Origin of the sequence: Neorhizobium sp. BETTINA12A (assembly GCF_023006485.1) — a bacterium.
Taxonomy (GTDB): domain Bacteria; phylum Pseudomonadota; class Alphaproteobacteria; order Rhizobiales; family Rhizobiaceae; genus Neorhizobium.
Map to the genome: position 1 here is coordinate 1 of NZ_JALBGW010000040.1, position 16321 is coordinate 16321.

The following is a 16321-nucleotide window of genomic DNA, read 5'->3' on the forward strand; positions in this document are numbered from 1 at the left end:
CACTCCGGCCGCCTCGCTTGCGCCCTACAAGCGCGCCCGCATGCAGAGCCATGAGGGCGGCTATTTCATCCGCCTGACGGTCGCCGACCGCACCGGCGTCTTTGCCAGCATCGCCGCCCGCATGGCGGAGAACGGCATCTCGCTGGAATCGATCATGCAGCGATCCAAGCCGGATGCGGCGGCTGACACGCCGAAGACGATCATCCTCGTCACCCACGCGACCACCGAGGATTCGGTCCGCAAGGCGGTCGATGCCATCAAGGCCGAGAGCTACCTCGTCGGAGAGCCCCAGGTGATTCGCATCGAGCGGCCCAAGGCTTTTTAAGAAAGCGGGCCGCTTCGAAAAGCGGATGCGGCTGTTTCCTGTGGGTAACCCCGGAACCTTTCGGGAACATCTTCGAAAACAAAGGCCGCAAAGGCTCTCGGACTGGCCGCTCGGAGGCCTCTGGACGTAAATTGCCAATGGCAATCACCGTCGAGGAGGCACTTGCGCGATCGCCATGAATACGCGGGCCGTGAAGACGCGAAACTTGAACACGCGGAACAAGGGATACCGGCTGCGGCTCGGTGGAGCCTGCCCCAAGCCACATGGCTCGCCGCCCACCCATCGCATCCACGCCAACGATCAGCCGGGCGGAGACGAGTTTGCAGGACGGCGCAGTTTCGCTTTCCTGCTGGTATTCTTCGCGATGGCTGCAGGTATCAGCGGCTCCGCATTCGTCTGGTCGATGCTGTGATCGGCCGGTTACCGAAAGATAGCCCGATCCGCCCGGTGATCCCGTCAAATCGATTCCTCTTGCTCTCGCGATACGCTAGAAGCGCTCCATGACCAGAATTTTCTCCGCGCTTTCGTCCACGGCGGAAACGGTTGATCCCGTCCCGCGCGCATTCCTCGGCGTCGAACGCTCCGCGGGCGACCAGCGCTGGGTGTCGCGCCTCGATCAGGCGGCCCAGAACCGGGCCTTGGCGATCGCCCAGATCCACGGCATCCCCGATCTCGTCGCGCGAGTGCTCGCTGGCCGTGGCGTTACGCTCGACGATGCTCCCGCCTTCCTCGACCCGACCATCCGCTCGCTGATGCCGGATCCTTACACCCTCACCGATTGCGAAAAGGCGGTGCTGCGGCTCGCCGATGCGATCGCCCGGCAGGAGAAGGTAGCGATCTTCGGCGATTACGACGTCGACGGCGCGTCCTCTTCAGCCTTGCTCTACCGGTTCCTCCGCCATTTCGGCGTCGAGGCGGAAATCTATATTCCCGACCGCATCTTTGAAGGCTACGGCCCCAACCCGACGGCGATCCGTCAGTTGATCGCCAACGGCGCCAGCCTCATCGTTACCGTCGATTGCGGCTCCACCAGCCATGACGCGCTTGCCGCGGCGCGTGATGAGGGCTGCGACGTCGTGGTTATCGACCACCACCAACTCGGCCACGAGCTGCCGCCATGCCTGGCGCTCGTCAACCCGAACCGCGAGGACGACCTCTCGGGCCAGGGCCATCTCTGCGCCGCCGGCGTTGTCTTCCTGGTACTGGTCGCCGCTGCGCGCCACATGCGGCAAATTGGCGATCCGCGCGCCGGATCGCTCGATCTGCTCGCCTGGCTCGACATCGTCGCGCTGGCCACCGTCTGCGACGTGGTGCCGCTGAAGGGTCTCAATCGCGCCTACGTGGTCAAGGGCCTGCTTGCGGCCCGCCACATGGGCAATGCCGGGCTTTCGGCGCTGTTCCGTAAGGCAGGCCTTGGCGGCCCGGTGACGCCCTATCATTTCGGTTTCCTGATCGGCCCGCGCATCAATGCCGGCGGACGCATCGGCGATGCGGCACTCGGCAGCCGACTGCTGACGCTGGAAGACCCGATCGAGGCCGAGGTGATTGCCGCTCGGCTGGACGAACTCAACCGCGAGCGACAAGCCATGGAGGCCGCCATGCTTGCCGAGGCGGAAGCCGAAGTGCTGGCCGAATACGGCAACGGCGAGGGAGCAAACGTCATCGTCACGGCGCGTGACAAATGGCATCCCGGCATCGTCGGGCTGATCGCGGCGCGGCTGAAGGAAAAATTCAAGCGGCCAGCCTTCGCGATCGCTTTCGATCCATCTGGCAGGGGCACCGGGTCCGGCCGCTCGATCAACGGTTTCGACATGGGCCGCATGGTCCGAGCGGCGGTGGATTCAGGTTTGCTCGTCAAGGGTGGCGGCCATGCCATGGCGGCGGGGCTGACGGTCGAGCGCAGCAATCTCGGCCGCCTGCGGGCCTTCTTCGAGGAGATGGCGGGCGAGGGCGTGCCGGCGCTGGTCGCCAATCATGTGCTGAAGATCGACGGTGCGCTTTCGGCTTCCGGTGCGACGCTCGAACTTTTCGACCAGCTCGAACAGGCCGGCCCTTATGGTTCGGGCCATTCACAGCCTGTCTTTGCCATCCCCGCGCACCGGCTGAAGGATGCCCGCCTAGTCGGGACCGCGCATATCAAGGTGACGCTGGAGGCGGCCGACGGCTCCCGGCTCGAAGGGATAGCCTTCCGGGCCGCCGAAACGCCGCTCGGCAATATGCTGCTCAATTCCCGGGGCGCGCAGATCCACGCCGCCGGCTGCCTCAGCGCCGACCAATGGCAGGGCACGCGCCGCATGCAGCTTCGCCTGCTCGACGCGGTGAAGGCGCCGTAAGAGGCGGGTCTATTTGGGGAATGGATTCCGCTTTTGCGGAGAGAGGAAGTGGCACGCCCTAGGGGAGTCGAACCCCTCTTCCCAGAATGAAAATCTGGTGTCCTAACCGATAGACGAAGGGCGCCTGCGCTTCGTGGTGGCGCCCTTATAGTCAGGGCATTTCTATCCCGCAAGCGCAAAATTGCATTTTCAGGCGCTTGCGAACGCAAAAAATCGCGCCGCCGCCAAACGACGTGCAAAAGCTGGATATGGAAATGAAAACAAAAGCTTGGGGAGGTGGAAGTGGCACGCCCTAGGGGAGTCGAACCCCTCTTCCCAGAATGAAAATCTGGTGTCCTAACCGATAGACGAAGGGCGCCTGCGCTTCGTGGCGCTCTTATAGAGAGGGGATTTCTTTCCCGCAAGCGTCAAAGCCATCTTTTTTACAAAAAAATGACGGCCTTTTTGCCGCGGCCTACTCACGCGAAAAAGGCGCTGAATCAGCAGCTTAAAGGAGTGCCCTGGGCGTCGGCCCCGCAGGCTGCAGCGTGCGTGGCCTGCGGCGTGCTGTAGACACTGGCGGTGGTGGCGTTGAAATTCCGCCTCGGCAGGTTGGCCGGAACCGGACCATCGCCGGATGGTCCGGCAGCGGCCATCGGCGGGTTTGATGAAAAGATCGTGCCGCTATCGGCGCGCACGCCGGTCGGCTGTGTCGCAAGACCGGCGATCGAGGCTTGCTGAGGCTGTGCAGGCGCCGGCGGGAACGTATTTTCCGCAGTGGGCACGGCAGACGCCGCCGGTGTCTGGGCCTGCTGCGCCGAGCCCTTGGCAATCGCCGGATCGACATAACGGCTAGCGGCGGTGGTGCCGCCCTTGGCAAGGATACCCTTGGCGCTCGCCGGTACCGTGGTGCGCGGCGCGGGCGTCGTGGCGTCAGCCGTCTTTTTCGTGGTGGTGCAGCCGCCAAGCATCAACGCAGAAAGGCAGGCGATCGCCAGCGTCATGCGGACATTCGAACAAAGGAAAGGCGTTTTCGGCAAGATGTGCCCCGTCAGCTCGTCTCGCGCACGTCATGTCGCGAATCATCATCTTGAGAACATCTCGCGGAAGCGCGGCATGGGCAAGCCGGCCGGGGCAGGCGGGTCGTGACGAGGTTAGCCTGGGGCAAGGTTGGGGGAAGGAACGCGGCGGTTGCATAAAAAGAAGCCGCCGCGTTGAAAAATCCTACCAGCTGCCGATATTCGGTGCAGAAGCCCAGGGTTCGGCGACAGGCAGGTTGTCGCCTTTCTGAAGGAGTTCGATCGAAATGCCGTCCGGCGAGCGGATAAAAGCCATCCGGCCTTCGCGCGGCGGACGATTGATGATGATGCCGTTGTCCGAAAGATGCTGGCAGAAATCGTAGATGTTATCGACCTCATAGGCGAGGTGACCGAAGTTGCGACCGCCGGTATAATCCTCGGTGTCCCAATTGTAGGTCAGCTCGACGCAGGGAGCGAGAACTTCCTTGGCGTCGCTGAGATCGTCGGGGGCCGCAAGAAAGACCAGCGTGAAGCGGCCCTTCTCGTTGTCGCTGCGACGAACTTCCTTGAGGCCGAAGACCGTCGTGTAGAAATGAAGCGAGGCGTCCAGGTCTTTCACCCGGACCATGGTATGAAGATAACGCATTATGGTGTCTCCCTCCGACAAGGCCAATCGCCGATGAACCCCTTATGTGGGTGCGCGTTGGATATGGCGCAGACGCCAGCCTCGAGCAAGCCACTCTAGATAGAGATGAAGGTGGATAAAGCCAAGGCAGGGACTTGCGCTAAATGGTTAGCAAGATGTTAATCTATCCTCTGAGAATCAGTTGATCGTCACGTCGTAACGCGTAATCGAGGGGCCGACAGGATATGGCAGACAGAATGTCATCGAAAGACGTTGGCAGTTTCGAAGAGCTTCCGGGCGAGCCGGTCGAGCTGATCGAAATCACCGGCGTCGTCAAATGGTTCGATGTGGCGAAGGGGTTCGGCTTCATCGTTCCCGATAACGGCATGCAGGATGTGCTTCTGCACGTCACCTGCCTTCGCCGCGACGGATACCAGACCATTCTGGAGGGCACGCGCATCGTCGCGATGATCCAGAAGCGGGATCGCGGCTACCAGGCCTTCCGCATCCTCTCCATGGACCAGTCCACCGCCGTCCACCCGTCGGATCTTCCACCGGTGCGCACTCACGTGCAGGTGACTGCGACCAGCGGTCTGGAACGGGCTCTGGTGAAGTGGTTCAACCGCACCAAGGGTTTCGGCTTCCTGACGCGCGGCGAGGGGACGGAAGACATCTTCGTGCATATGGAAACGCTGCGCCGCTTCGGCCTCACCGAGCTGCGCCCCGGCCAGGTCGTGCTGGTCCGTTTCGGGCCGGGTGACAAGGGCCTGATGGCGGCGGAAATCCATCCCGACAATCCAAATCCCGTGAGCCGGTCGCACTGATGCGTATCTCGTTTCCAGCATTTCTCAAAAGCGCCCTTGCGGCGCTTTTTCTTATCTTGGCAGGCGGTGCGGTTGCGCAGGACGTGACCTTCCCGCGCGACGAGCTGTCGATCAAGACCGCCGCCGGCCAGACCTACAAGTTCACGATCGAACTCGCTTTCACCGACGCGCAGCGCGAGCGCGGACTGATGTACCGCAAGGTGATGGCGCCGGATGCCGGCATGCTGTTCGATTTCGGCACGCCGCGGCCGGTCTCCATGTGGATGGAGAACACCATCCTTCCCCTCGACATGCTGTTCATCCGGGGCGACGGCACGATCTCGCATATCCGCGAGAACGCCGTGCCCTATGCGCGCGACATCATCGATTCGCACGGTCCGGTGAAATTCGTGCTGGAGCTCAATGCCGGCCGTTCGAAGGCGCTCGGGATCAAGGTGGGTGACAAGGTGATCAGCAAACGCATCGGCAATCAGTGGTAATTTTCAAACTCTTGGCTTCAGAATGGCCAAGGGTCCATTTTGCAGTTGCGACACAAGGGGGAACCGTGTATCTCGCAACCACCGTAGGAACGGAGTGTAGCGCAGCCTGGTAGCGCATCTGGTTTGGGACCAGAGGGTCGGGAGTTCGAATCTCTCCACTCCGACCATTCGAAATCCCTGCGGGGTAAGGCTTGCAAGCGAAGCCTAAAGTAATCCCAATAATTTACCGCCACCAGAACCGCCACCGATACGGTTTCCGCACCTTCTGAACGGTGGCGGTGGCGGCATGAAAAAGCCCGCCGAAGAGGGCCTAGTACCACCCGAGCTGTCGCCTCATCCGTGATCGCTTCCGACACTCTGCGGTCAGACCAACGCCGCGCCGAGCAGCGCGCCGGCGAGAACGGCAACGCCAACGGCAAGACGGGTCAGGTCGCATCTACTCCTGCGATCATCACGCAGAATGAGGTGACGGCCGAATTGGCCCGTGCCTCAAGGTACTCCCACTTCGTCGAGGCCTTGATAGGAGAAGGTTCCGAGAAGACGACTGCCCAACATCGGTTCGAGAAAGTCGTTTCGGTGCTCCGGGTGCTCTTCGGAAGCAAATGGGTCAGAGACGCGAAGTAGCGTCTCAGCGACCATCTCATTCGTCGAAGGCTTTGACCTCTGGCGGGATGATCAACCACTTACACCACTCTCTCGGGATCATTCGGCGGATCATCTGCTGATCAGGATCCTTCAGTTCGGAGCGGCTGAACGAACGACGTTGGGGCTGCTTAGAAAGAGCGACGACGTCTTTCATCTGGCTGACGAGTTTCTGGTGACTAGGGTGTTTGACCAGCGGCGGCTTCGGGGCCGTCGAGTGGCCGCACTGTCTCCAGAGATGAGTTGTCAGGTACGCTTCCGTCGTCAGGCGGCGTGGCCGCTATCTGGAACATGCCCTGAGTTCCTCCTCGGGCAGCGCCGTGAAGTGCGATGCCCGTCGTCCTTGTCCTCATGTTCCTCTGGAGCCGTTAACGCTTCGATCGGGATAACGGCGATGTCGACTTGCCGGAGTCCACGGAGCCCGGCATACCTATCCGCCGACGACAACGGAGGCAGGCACATGGCGAACTTCGGAAATCCGGCAGGCGCGGTAGCAATGGGCAATATGGCGGGTATGGCCATGATCGCTGGCGGTGCAATGTCGGCGTTCCAAGGCCTAATGGCTGGTCTCGACGCCGTGAACGACGCGGTCTACACGCGCCGCTACGGCGATGCTCTCTCGAACGCGACGGCTCATGCCCGCGAGATGGAAAACCTGGCTCGCAAGGCGGTCGTAATGGTCGCCGAACTCGAAGCCGAAGCGGCCCAACTCCGTGAGGCGTGCTTGCAGCAGCAGGAAGTCATCGACGTTCTGATGGCGCGCGCTCAATGACCTTGACGGAGCGCGAATGGCAGCTCCTGCGGCGGGAATACGGCGACCTCGCCTACGAGCATCCCGAGCGACACCCGGAGATGCTGGCGCTGATCCGGCGTCCGAGGCTTGTGATAGACAACACGACGTCCAAAAAGTAAGGCCGCCTCCGTGGGCGGCCTTATCAGCTACGGCTTGACGGCTCGGAACGGTTCGTTCGAGTTGGCCTTCTCGATCTGAGCCTTGATTTTCCAGAGTATCCTCTGATGCTCCGTCATCCCCGGAGGCGGCAGTTGCTCGGCCTCGGGAGCGGCATTGTTCTTCATGATTTTCGGGACGCCTTGGATTGCATGGGGCACCCCGCCAATGAACTTCCTCACCTTGCCGATCGGAGCTGTCGCTATCGCCCTCAGGGCGTCGTCGTCCATGGTCCGCAGCGCGACACGGACGGCAGGATCGAGGTTCTTAGGCAGCGGCGTCGTCGGCCGGTCTTCGCGATGAGTGGCGCAGAACCTCAGGACAGAGTCGATGCCGTCTCGATCGAGGGTATGAACAGCGGCCGCCGAGCGTCTTGCGTGAAGGAAGTCCTCGACGACATCAGACTTCGTCACCTGGGGTTCGAAGTGCGGCCTCGGAGCGCCGCTCCCGAACGCGACGGAGAACGGCCAGCGGATTACCTGCTCCCCGAAATTCAGGATTCCAGGGATCGAGTTGAATAGGTCTTTCCCAATCGACGCCAAGAACCTTGAAAGCGCCGTAAAGAATCTAGCAAACATTTAAGTCTCCGTTGTTGTCTCGGAAGAGAAACCGCGAATTTCTGCAACGCCTTTGCGGGAAGGTGAAGCTAGCCTTCGTGAAAAGAAGACGATTACGGCCGGATAGGTAGGATTCTGGCGAGGCGATCTGTTGACGGCGACTTTGTCGACCAGGGTCATTCCTGGTCGCGGGGAAACCGGTCGGCAATGGTGATTTTCGTTGCCATCAGCGCCTTGAATTATATCCAGCAACCGGAGGTTAGCTGGGCTTGCCGTTTTCCGGGGGGCGACCGGATGACTTACAAAGCGGCCATGATGAGTTTCCTGACTTGCTTATCCATGGCGAATTCTCGCAGACGCTCGAGCGCTCGGAGGCTGGTTAGAACGTTGCCTCTGACCGTTTCGAAATCGAGAATATGATTGATCGCAGGCGTCTTCACGTTGACGAAGGCCATAGACTTCGTCGGACGGACAATCATGTCGGGTTGCAGGTATGGACCTAAGGTCTCGGCCAGCTGCTCCGCATTCCTGGTGGCCACAGCAAGCTCACAGCCGATACCCTTGAACTTGTGGATCAGGCGAACGCTGTTGCCGCCATACAGAGGAGGGAAGTAAATCCAGCTGCCGTCCTTCCCGACGACATCCGGCTTGATCAGACGCAGTTGTGGGAATTCGGAGGAGGCGACCGCCCAGTAGTTCTGGTAGAACTCCATCATCGCGGTGTCTGGCGACTTCACATACCCCTTCCTGTAGTCCGCAATCGCGCTTTCGAAGACATGGCGCTTGAAGGCGAACTCGGGTCGGCCCGCGAGGAAATCGAGAATGACCTCGTAGGACAGGTTCGCGTCTATCTGCGATAAATGCTCGGCAGCCAGCGCCTCATAGTAATTCCGCGGCGACATCAGAACCACTTTGAAGCGGTGCCACTGCCCGTTCAGGATGCCTGCTTTACCGCGCATACGGTAGCGGGCGAACTGCCGGTCCATCAGGGGCGCTCGGACTTTGTTCTCTATGAGGATTGCAGACCGTCCGCCGGAACTCTCTACCACCATCTCGATGTCCGTTTCTCCCAACGATGTATCGGCAACTGAGCGTCGGATCGCCACCGGTCTAGCATCAAGGGGTTCGCCAGCAATCGCGAGAATCGCGGCCAGGAATTCCGGTGAACTGTGAATCAGATCCATCGCCAAGACATCGGTGACGATTTCGTCGACGCGAGCGATGGTGTCGAATGTCAGGTAAGTCATGGTCGGCTCCAGGCTCTTCCAGCCCACTCGGACGTCAACATCCGTCGAGGGCTTCTATCCGTGATATCAGCGTTGGCACGTGACGAGACGAGGGGATCTCAATCCCTTCCTCGAGTCCGAGTCGGGCCGACTATTGAGTCGCGATCATAGATCCTATTGGGCAGAATTGCCCTCTGACACAGGGGAGCGGGCGTCCGACAGAATGGTCATCCCTCGATCAGGAACACTCGGCGGGCTGCTTGTGGCAGCAAAGGTCAATACACTTGGAATGTTGCCTACATCAGCCCAGAAGTGAGCCCCCGCGACGATGAAGGCAGGGGTATATTGTGCTGCTTACAGGTCTTGGCGAAACCTACGTCCGATAGGTTATGTGCAGCCGCTGGCGACTTGACAGGTGTAATCCAGACAAGCTCATAAAGAGGTTCGCGAGAAATAAATGTTTGCATTGTCAAAGGGATAAAGCATGAGATGGTGAGAAGTGAGCGTGAAACTTAAAAACGCGCAACATCCTGCCGACCGCGTTACGGGCGTCCCCGGAGCCACCATGCGCGGCTCCCCCTATACCTGCTTCAGGTTGCTGGACTCGCATCCATCTGCAAAACTGTTTCATTCTCATATGGCCTTGGCGGTGAAACCTATCGGTGTATAGTTGACGGCATAATGCTGTGAGGATGCCTTGAGATTCAGGTTGATACTGTTTGTCGCCACCGTGCTACTTGCTGGATCACAGCCGATCTCAAGCATGGCGCAAGGCGCGAGTCGTTCCGTCCGCGATATCCAGCAGGCTCTTTTCGAGAAAGGGTATGGACCAGGCACCGTCGACGGTGTCTGGGGGAAGAAGTCAATCGCGGCTCTTAGGTCGTTTCAACAATCTCGTGGGCTACCCGTTACCGGTGTAGTCGATGAGCGGGTAACGCGGGAGCTATTTCCGACACCGCCGTCGCCCGCGCCAGTCGTCCCGAAAGCCGATAATTCGCCGCGACCGGCGGCTGTACCGCAGGCCCAGTCAACTCCTCCAACAATCGAAGACAAGCGCCCAGCGTTGACGACGAATACCCAGGAACCGAGCGCGGCTCCAACGAGCCGAGCGGCACCGGTGTCGGTCGATTCATCACCGAAGCCCGCCACAACATCTGGAGGCGGCGGCCTTGCCGTCGGTGTCGTTGTTCTGGGGCTGGGCTTATTGGCTTTTGCCTACCGAAAGCGGAAGAAACGCTCTCAGTTACAAACCCAAATCGTTGATGAGGCCGAATATCAATCGCTAAAACCGATTCCGAAGTCTGCTGTCGACTCCGTCATAATCCCGGAGATGTTACTGGCCTCGCCGGAGCCACCGTTCCGACAGTCCCTGACTGCTCATAACGCCGCTGTGCTGGAATTCGTCAGGACAAACAATCTTGCGGCGACAAACGACGAGGTTTCGGTGGAAGTTCGCGACACTAACCAGCTAGAGATCGGCCAGGACTTGGCGACGTCACCGCAACTCCAGTCGACCGTTACGACTGAAGATGCAAAGCAGCTTGCCCAGGCGGGTCGCCCGCTTTTCGGTAGTTTTCGTCGCGCCCCGGAAAACGTTCAGGCAGTCTCCAACAACCATTCAGGCTGGGTACCCGCTGGCTCCACTATGACGGTCGGCGGCATCACGATAACCGGCGGAATGGTCTACGCAGGAACGAAGCTAAGCAAACAAGGCGCTTCGTACGAAAACGAGAACTGCCTCATCAATCCTAAGTTGAGCGTGTCGCAGGCGGGAGACCCACACGGGTCGACGATGGGTTACTGGCCGTCCTACTCCCAGATAACTGGAGAGGCCCGTAGATCTTACCTTGAGTGGCTGGCGGGTTCGCGGTCAGATCCGGGGGCGTATATTGGCTATGTGTTTCTGTATTTTTACGGCATCGAACGCCGGTTGATGCTGGAAGACAATGTGCCGGACGCCGCCGAAGTTCTCGGCGAGGTAAGGCGTCTCGTCGATATCTATGGCTTCAACAACTCATTCAGCCGTTATGCCCATGAGCTTCTCTCGGCCTACGAGCTGAAAGCCAAACCCCAGGACGTCGACGCCATCCCGGATGTGGAGGGGAACGGGTTTGAAGTTCCAAACTCAATCAAGATGGCGCTCGGCCTGAGGGTTCGTGACGGGAAGCCTATCGAGCCCAAACTGCTCCTAAGATATGCCAGAACCCATCCAGAGACCCGAGTCCGCACCCCCGCGCGACGCGCGCCCGAGCTGTTGGAAGCTATGTTCGTCGATCAGGTGAGCACTCTCCACCCGACCGGCATCCGGGTCGGAGGCGGTCGGTTCAAAACGCTGAAATCGACTTATCGGTCCTGCAGCGGTTCATTCACTGTTGATGTCGCCGCACTCGATGGATCGGTACCCGATATAACCGATCGCGCGGAGCCAATCGGGACGGCGAGAACGATATTCGAAAGATGTTCTGATGAACTCGACGAGTATAGCCGTGCACTCGGACGGTCTCCGGGTCTAAAAACGACCCTGTCAGCGGTCTCGAAGCTTCCGCCGGTCCTTCGAGTGAAAGCCGTCGATACTATCCCCGGAAAGCCGCTGGATCGAATTTTCAACCTTGCTTCGAACCAGCAGGCGGTCAGCGTTCGGAATCTTGCTGAGATCGTAGATGTCGATCTGGGTACGTCGGTCGGAAAATCTAAACTGAGAGAGCTGTCGCAACTCCTTTCGGCGTTTGGATACGGCAATACGGCCGATCCAGCCTATGCGTTGCGGCAGGCAGGGGCCGATGACCAGGTTGTCGTCTTCAAGAGTGAGCGAGCAGTCGGTGAAATCCCAATCCCTTCCGAGGCGTACAGATCGGTTCAACTTTCGGTCATGTTGGGCATGGTAGTCGGCCACGCTGATGGCAGCTTCGATCAGACAGAAAAGCAGTCGGTGATTGCCCGGATCGAGGCATCACACAACCTGTCCGCCGATGAGCGAGTTCGTCTGTCGGCCGAAGTACGGCTGACCGAGGACGACCCAACCAGGCTCAATGAGTGGTCAAAACGCTTGAAGGATGTCTCGCCATCGGCAAGAGGGGCGCTTGCCGCCGAGCTTGTTGCGATAGCAGGGGCTGACGGGACCGTACACGCGGCCGAGGTTAAGGCTCTCGAAGGCTTGTTCAAGCGGATGGGGTTGGATCAACAGTCTCTGTATACACTGCTGCATGAGGGCGGCAGCACCCGAAAAGATGATGAGCCGAGCTTCGCTATAGAAGCTCCTGAGGGGCCAATTGGGCTGGCCATCCCTCCCGAGCCCAGGAAACCTTCCGGAACCCGTATCGACCTCAGCAGGCTCCACGCGATCCGTAACGAAACGCGGGCAACTGCCAGCGTGCTCGCCGACATCTTCGTTGAGGAGGCCGAGGTGGTGGAACTGACGCCCGTCCTCGAAGAGGTCATTCCGGTTGGTGACGAGATGTTCGATGGGTTGCAACAGCGCTACCATTCGCTCGTAACTGAGCTTCGTATGCAGGAAACCTGGACCGTTAGTGATTTCGACAGTTTAATCCGGACCGCTGGTCTGATGCCAGGTGCCGCTCGGGATGCTCTCAACGAATGGGCGATGGACCGCTTCGATGAACTCTTCATCGAGGGCGACGGGCCCTTCGTCATCAACAGCTACCTCCTGCCTCCAATAATGCCGAACCCGACGCCGGAACAAAACGTAGAAAGTGCATTCGCATGAACACCAAGGCATCGCCGATCAAACCCCGGGATCGTGACACGATAATCAGCGCCTTAAGGGCCGGGGTCGTTCCTCGACTCGGGCTGCAGCACGTCCAGGTCGGAAGGCAGCGAGAGATTGAGGCCCTGATCCGCGATATCGAGCGGATAGGGGAAGGCGGGTCCAGTATCCGCTTCGTGATTGGTTCTTACGGTGCGGGGAAGACGTTCTTTCTCTTTCTGGTCCGTCAGATCGCACTTCAGAGCAAACTCGCCGTCTGCCAGGCCGACCTCGCGCCAGACCGCCGCATTCACGCTACTGGAGGCCAGGCCCGGTCGCTATACGCCGAGCTTGCGCGCAGTTTGGCGACACGAACGGCTCCCGACGGCGGTGCCCTACGAAATATCCTGGAAAGTTATATCCAGAAGGCAACGGAGCGGGCAGCGAAGTCCGGTGTTCCGGTAGAGCAGGCTATCAAGGATGGGCTTGGCGACATCCGGGAAATGGTGGCTGGATATGACTTTGCGACTGTCGTCGTGGCGTACGCACGTGGATATGAAGACGGCAACACCACGCTCCAGGATAACGCCTTGAGGTGGTTGCGTGGAGAGTACAGCACACGCACCGAAGCCAAGGCGGACCTCGGCGTACGGACGATCATCGACGACAGCTCGTTCTATGACGGACTGAGGTTGCTGGCCAGATTCGTCAGGATCGCTGGGTTCGGCGGGTTGCTTATATGTCTCGACGAACTCGTCAATTTGTACAAACTCCAGAATTCGCAGGCACGTAAACAGAACTACGAGCAAATCCTTCGCATCCTGAACGATGTTCTCCAAGGCACCACGGAGGGTATCGGTTTCGTTCTTGGCGGGACACCGGAATTCCTGCTCGATACCCGGAGAGGTCTCTATTCGTACGAGGCCCTGCAGTCGCGTCTGGCGGAAAACAGTTTCGCCGGAAGTGGACTTGCGGATTATTCCGGGCCGGTCGTCAATTTGCCAAGCCTGACACCGGAAGAGCTGTATCATTTGCTTGAGAGGCTTCGCGATGTATTCGCTGGCGGGGTTCAGGAGAAATGGCTGGTGCCGGACGATGCCTTGACGGCTTTCATGGACCATTGCTCCAACAAGATCGGCGACTCGTACTTCCGAACGCCTCGAAATACCGTGAAAGCGTTCGTCGACCTGCTAGCCATTCTGGATCAAAACCCTGGCACCAAATGGCAAGACCTGCTTGGTCAAGTTGATATAGCCGAGGATCGTCAGGGCTCCTCGGACCTTGACGTTGCCGCCGATAGTGACGATCCGGATGACGAACTTGCAACGCTCAGCCTTTGAACTGCTGAGCGAGCCGGTCCGCAAATGGATTTGGCAGCAGAAGTGGCCGTCACTCAGGGACGTGCAGGAAAAGGGCATCCCTGCCATCCTGTCGGGCGGGGATGTCGTCATTTCGGCGAAGACCGCGGCTGGAAAAACGGAGGCGGCATTGCTTCCTTTGCTCACGAGAATTGCCAGCCGGGATCAAGCTCAGGATGGCTTCTCCGTCCTTTATGTGAGCCCCCTCAAAGCGCTAATCAATGACCAGTATCGCCGCTTGCAAAGCCTCTGCGAAAACGCGGGCGTATTGCTGAACAAATGGCATGGCGACGTCTCCGCTGATGCGAAGGCGCGTGCCCGGAGGCGGCCATCGGGAATCGTTTTGATTACGCCTGAATCGCTCGAGGCTTTGCTGGTCCGACGGGGATCGGAAGCAAAGTTCCTGTTCTCCGCTCTCGATGCCATTGTCATTGACGAACTCCATGCTTTCATCGGATCCGAAAGGGGCGTGCAGCTCACGTCCATCCTAAACAGGATCGAAATCGCCACTGGAAGGGAGCGGATCGACAGGATTGGCCTTTCGGCAACGTTGGGCGACATGGCACTTGCCGCCGAGGCGTTGAGGCCCGGCGAGGGCGAGAAAGTGAAGCAGGTTCACGGCCTGGATGAGGGGAATGGTGTCAAACTCCAGATCCGTGGCTACTACTTGAAGGGCGAGGAGCCCGAAGCCGCCAAGTTCGCGGACGGCGAAGGCGAGGACGGCGCTCCGGCCACTGGTGCGGGTGATGCCGATCCGGCGGAAGAACTACACGACGAATTTGGGATTCCCGCGGCTTTGTCCGCCGATCTGTTCCGATTTCTGCGTGGTGACAGCAATTTGTTGTTTGCAGGCTCGCGCCGGAACGTGGAAATCTACGCGGACAAACTGAGGCGGATGTGCGAGGATGCCCATCTCCCCAATGAGTTCTTCCCGCACCACGGCAGCCTGTCCAAATCTGAGCGGGAGGATGTTGAACTCCGGCTTCGCGACGATCCCCGTCCTACGACCGCGATCGCGACGACGACACTGGAACTCGGTATCGATATTGGAGATGTAGCGAGCGTCGGGCAGATTGGGCCGGGATACTCGGTCGCATCCATCAGGCAGCGGCTTGGTCGCTCCGGCCGTCGGGCAGGAAAGGCCGCTATTCTCAGAATATTCGTAATCGAGCCGACGCCGGACAAAGGCGGCCATCCGCTTGATCGCTTGAACCTCGATCTCATCCAGTCAATTGCCATGATAGAATGCCTTAGGGAGGGGTGGTGCGAACCGCCCGCTCAATGGGGTCTCCACCTCTCAACCTTGATCCACCAGATCCTTGCGCTCATCATCCAGACAGGCGGTATCCGTGCGGCGGGCGCTTGGAAGCTTCTTTGTGAGCGCGGGCCATTCAAAACCGTGGACCGTCCTACCTTTGCCGACCTCTTGAGATGCATGGCATCGCAGGAGAACCGGTTGATCGAGCAGTCGCCCGAAGGGCTGCTGATGATCGGTGAAATGGGGGAGCGGATAACGGAATCTCACGAGTTCTATCCCGTCTTCGCGACAGAACGGGAATATCGGATACTCCATGAGGCTCGGGTTCTCGGCACCTATCCTGTTTCCTCGCCGGTCGCCCCTGGAGAGACCATTATCTTCTCGGGTCGGCGTTGGAAGATTCTGGAGATCGATGACGTCACCCGAACCATTACGGTCAAGCCGACACGCGGAGGGAAGCCCCCCTATTTCGCGGGCGATGGCGGAGGGGTGCACGACCATGTCGTTGCGACTATGAGGAAAATTCTTGGCTCGAACTCGTCGTACCCATATCTGGATACTGCAGCGGTGACCCTTCTGGCGGATGCCCGGCAGGCTTTCCAGGCGTTGGAACTTGATGCCCGTTCGATCATCCCGTACGGGAACGGTGCGCTGATATTCCCCTGGGTCGGAACCAAGAAGCTGCAGACGCTGCTGCTTGCGTTTCTCGCTCGAAACTTCGAAGCTGCCAGTTTCGGCCACTCTATAGAAATCCAGGAGATCGCACTTCCCGGTGTGGAGACTTTTCTTAGCGAACTCGTAGATGGAGACGCACCAACCGGGGAGGCGATCGCGGCTCGCGTCGCAAAGCCGAACATCGCAAAATTCGACCACCACCTGTCCGTGGAGTTGATGACGAGGGTGACGCTAACGGAGCGTCTGGACGTGGCGTCCTTACCAGTTGTTGCCCGTGAATTGCTCGAACGGGTTTCCGGTAATGAGACGCGACAGGCGGTTGATTTAGCTGATACTTAATATGAAATCGGGAGCTGTTACGACTAAGGG

General features: G+C 59.4%; 15 protein-coding genes, 3 tRNA genes and 1 pseudogene. 12 read left to right on the forward strand and 7 right to left on the reverse strand.

Annotation, left to right across the window (positions count from 1 at the left end):
- The 3 genes from MOV61_RS12905 to recJ all read left to right on the forward strand — a co-directional run.
- The coding region (locus tag MOV61_RS12905) for an ACT domain-containing protein (RefSeq protein WP_247136841.1) at positions 1-325 on the forward strand (325 nt) is incomplete at its 5' end.
- A gap of 205 nt (positions 326-530) precedes the next feature.
- Positions 531-737, forward strand: a complete 207-nt coding sequence (locus MOV61_RS12910; RefSeq protein ID WP_247136842.1) for a hypothetical protein — start codon at positions 531-533, stop codon at positions 735-737.
- A gap of 88 nt (positions 738-825) precedes the next feature.
- Complete coding sequence (gene recJ, locus MOV61_RS12915) at positions 826-2658, forward strand: single-stranded-DNA-specific exonuclease RecJ (protein ID WP_247136843.1); 1833 nt, start codon at positions 826-828, stop codon at positions 2656-2658.
- 49 nt (positions 2659-2707) lie between these two features.
- Here the strand turns inward: recJ and MOV61_RS12920 are convergent.
- The 4 genes from MOV61_RS12920 to gloA form a co-directional block, all read right to left on the reverse strand.
- Positions 2708-2782 (reverse strand) — tRNA-Glu (locus MOV61_RS12920).
- A 159-nt stretch (positions 2783-2941) separates the two neighbouring features.
- Positions 2942-3016, reverse strand: a tRNA-Glu gene (locus tag MOV61_RS12925).
- A gap of 121 nt (positions 3017-3137) precedes the next feature.
- Positions 3138-3641 (reverse strand): hypothetical protein, encoded by a 504-nt coding sequence (locus tag MOV61_RS12930; RefSeq protein ID WP_247136844.1) that lies wholly within the window; start codon positions 3639-3641, stop codon positions 3138-3140.
- A 220-nt stretch (positions 3642-3861) separates the two neighbouring features.
- The gene (gene gloA, locus MOV61_RS12935) at positions 3862-4302 is read right to left on the reverse strand and encodes a lactoylglutathione lyase (protein ID WP_247136845.1); all 441 of its coding nucleotides are present in this window, start codon (positions 4300-4302) and stop codon (positions 3862-3864) included.
- Positions 4303-4526: 224 nt separating this feature from the next.
- Here gloA and MOV61_RS12940 point away from each other — a divergent pair, with 224 nt between their 5' ends.
- From MOV61_RS12940 to MOV61_RS12950, 3 genes are all read left to right on the forward strand, one after another.
- A complete protein-coding gene (locus MOV61_RS12940) occupies positions 4527-5105 on the forward strand; it encodes a cold-shock protein (RefSeq protein WP_037084473.1) in 579 nt (192 codons plus the stop codon).
- The gene (locus tag MOV61_RS12945) at positions 5105-5584 is read left to right on the forward strand and encodes a DUF192 domain-containing protein (protein ID WP_247136846.1); all 480 of its coding nucleotides are present in this window, start codon (positions 5105-5107) and stop codon (positions 5582-5584) included. Before MOV61_RS12940 ends, MOV61_RS12945 begins: the two co-directional genes overlap by 1 nt.
- Positions 5585-5674: 90 nt before the next feature.
- Positions 5675-5751 (forward strand) — tRNA-Pro (locus tag MOV61_RS12950).
- Positions 5752-6224: 473 nt separating this feature from the next.
- Here MOV61_RS12950 and MOV61_RS12955 read toward each other — a convergent pair.
- A complete protein-coding gene (locus tag MOV61_RS12955) occupies positions 6225-6383 on the reverse strand; it encodes a hypothetical protein (RefSeq protein ID WP_247136847.1) in 159 nt (52 codons plus the stop codon).
- 303 nt (positions 6384-6686) lie between these two features.
- Between MOV61_RS12955 and MOV61_RS12960 the strand changes: the two genes are divergently transcribed.
- Both MOV61_RS12960 and MOV61_RS12965 read left to right on the forward strand, forming a co-directional pair.
- Complete coding sequence (locus MOV61_RS12960; protein ID WP_247136848.1) at positions 6687-6998, forward strand: hypothetical protein; 312 nt, start codon at positions 6687-6689, stop codon at positions 6996-6998.
- On the forward strand, positions 6995-7138 hold the full coding sequence (locus tag MOV61_RS12965; protein WP_247136849.1) for a hypothetical protein: 144 nt from the start codon (positions 6995-6997) through the stop codon (positions 7136-7138). Before MOV61_RS12960 ends, MOV61_RS12965 begins: the two co-directional genes overlap by 4 nt.
- A gap of 27 nt (positions 7139-7165) precedes the next feature.
- Here the strand turns inward: MOV61_RS12965 and MOV61_RS12970 are convergent, their stop codons facing one another.
- Positions 7166-7753, reverse strand: coding sequence for a hypothetical protein (locus MOV61_RS12970; protein ID WP_247136850.1), 588 nt, complete (start codon positions 7751-7753; stop codon positions 7166-7168).
- Positions 7754-8031: 278 nt separating this feature from the next.
- Positions 8032-8979: a hypothetical protein gene (locus MOV61_RS12975; protein ID WP_247136851.1), complete on the reverse strand. Its 948-nt coding sequence runs from the start codon at positions 8977-8979 to the stop codon at positions 8032-8034.
- Positions 8980-9721: 742 nt separating this feature from the next.
- Here MOV61_RS12975 and MOV61_RS30580 point away from each other — a divergent pair.
- From MOV61_RS30580 to MOV61_RS12990, 4 genes and pseudogenes are all read left to right on the forward strand, one after another.
- Positions 9722-9883 (forward strand): annotated as a pseudogene (locus MOV61_RS30580) (peptidoglycan-binding domain-containing protein); the annotation flags it as partial.
- A 138-nt stretch (positions 9884-10021) separates the two neighbouring features.
- Positions 10022-12682: a TerB N-terminal domain-containing protein gene (locus tag MOV61_RS12980; RefSeq protein ID WP_247136852.1), complete on the forward strand. Its 2661-nt coding sequence runs from the start codon at positions 10022-10024 to the stop codon at positions 12680-12682.
- Positions 12679-14001: an ATP-binding protein gene (locus MOV61_RS12985; protein WP_247136853.1), complete on the forward strand. Its 1323-nt coding sequence runs from the start codon at positions 12679-12681 to the stop codon at positions 13999-14001. Before MOV61_RS12980 ends, MOV61_RS12985 begins: the two co-directional genes overlap by 4 nt.
- Positions 13973-16291: a DEAD/DEAH box helicase gene (locus tag MOV61_RS12990; RefSeq protein ID WP_247136854.1), complete on the forward strand. Its 2319-nt coding sequence runs from the start codon at positions 13973-13975 to the stop codon at positions 16289-16291. Before MOV61_RS12985 ends, MOV61_RS12990 begins: the two co-directional genes overlap by 29 nt.
- Positions 16292-16321: the final 30 nt, after the last annotated feature.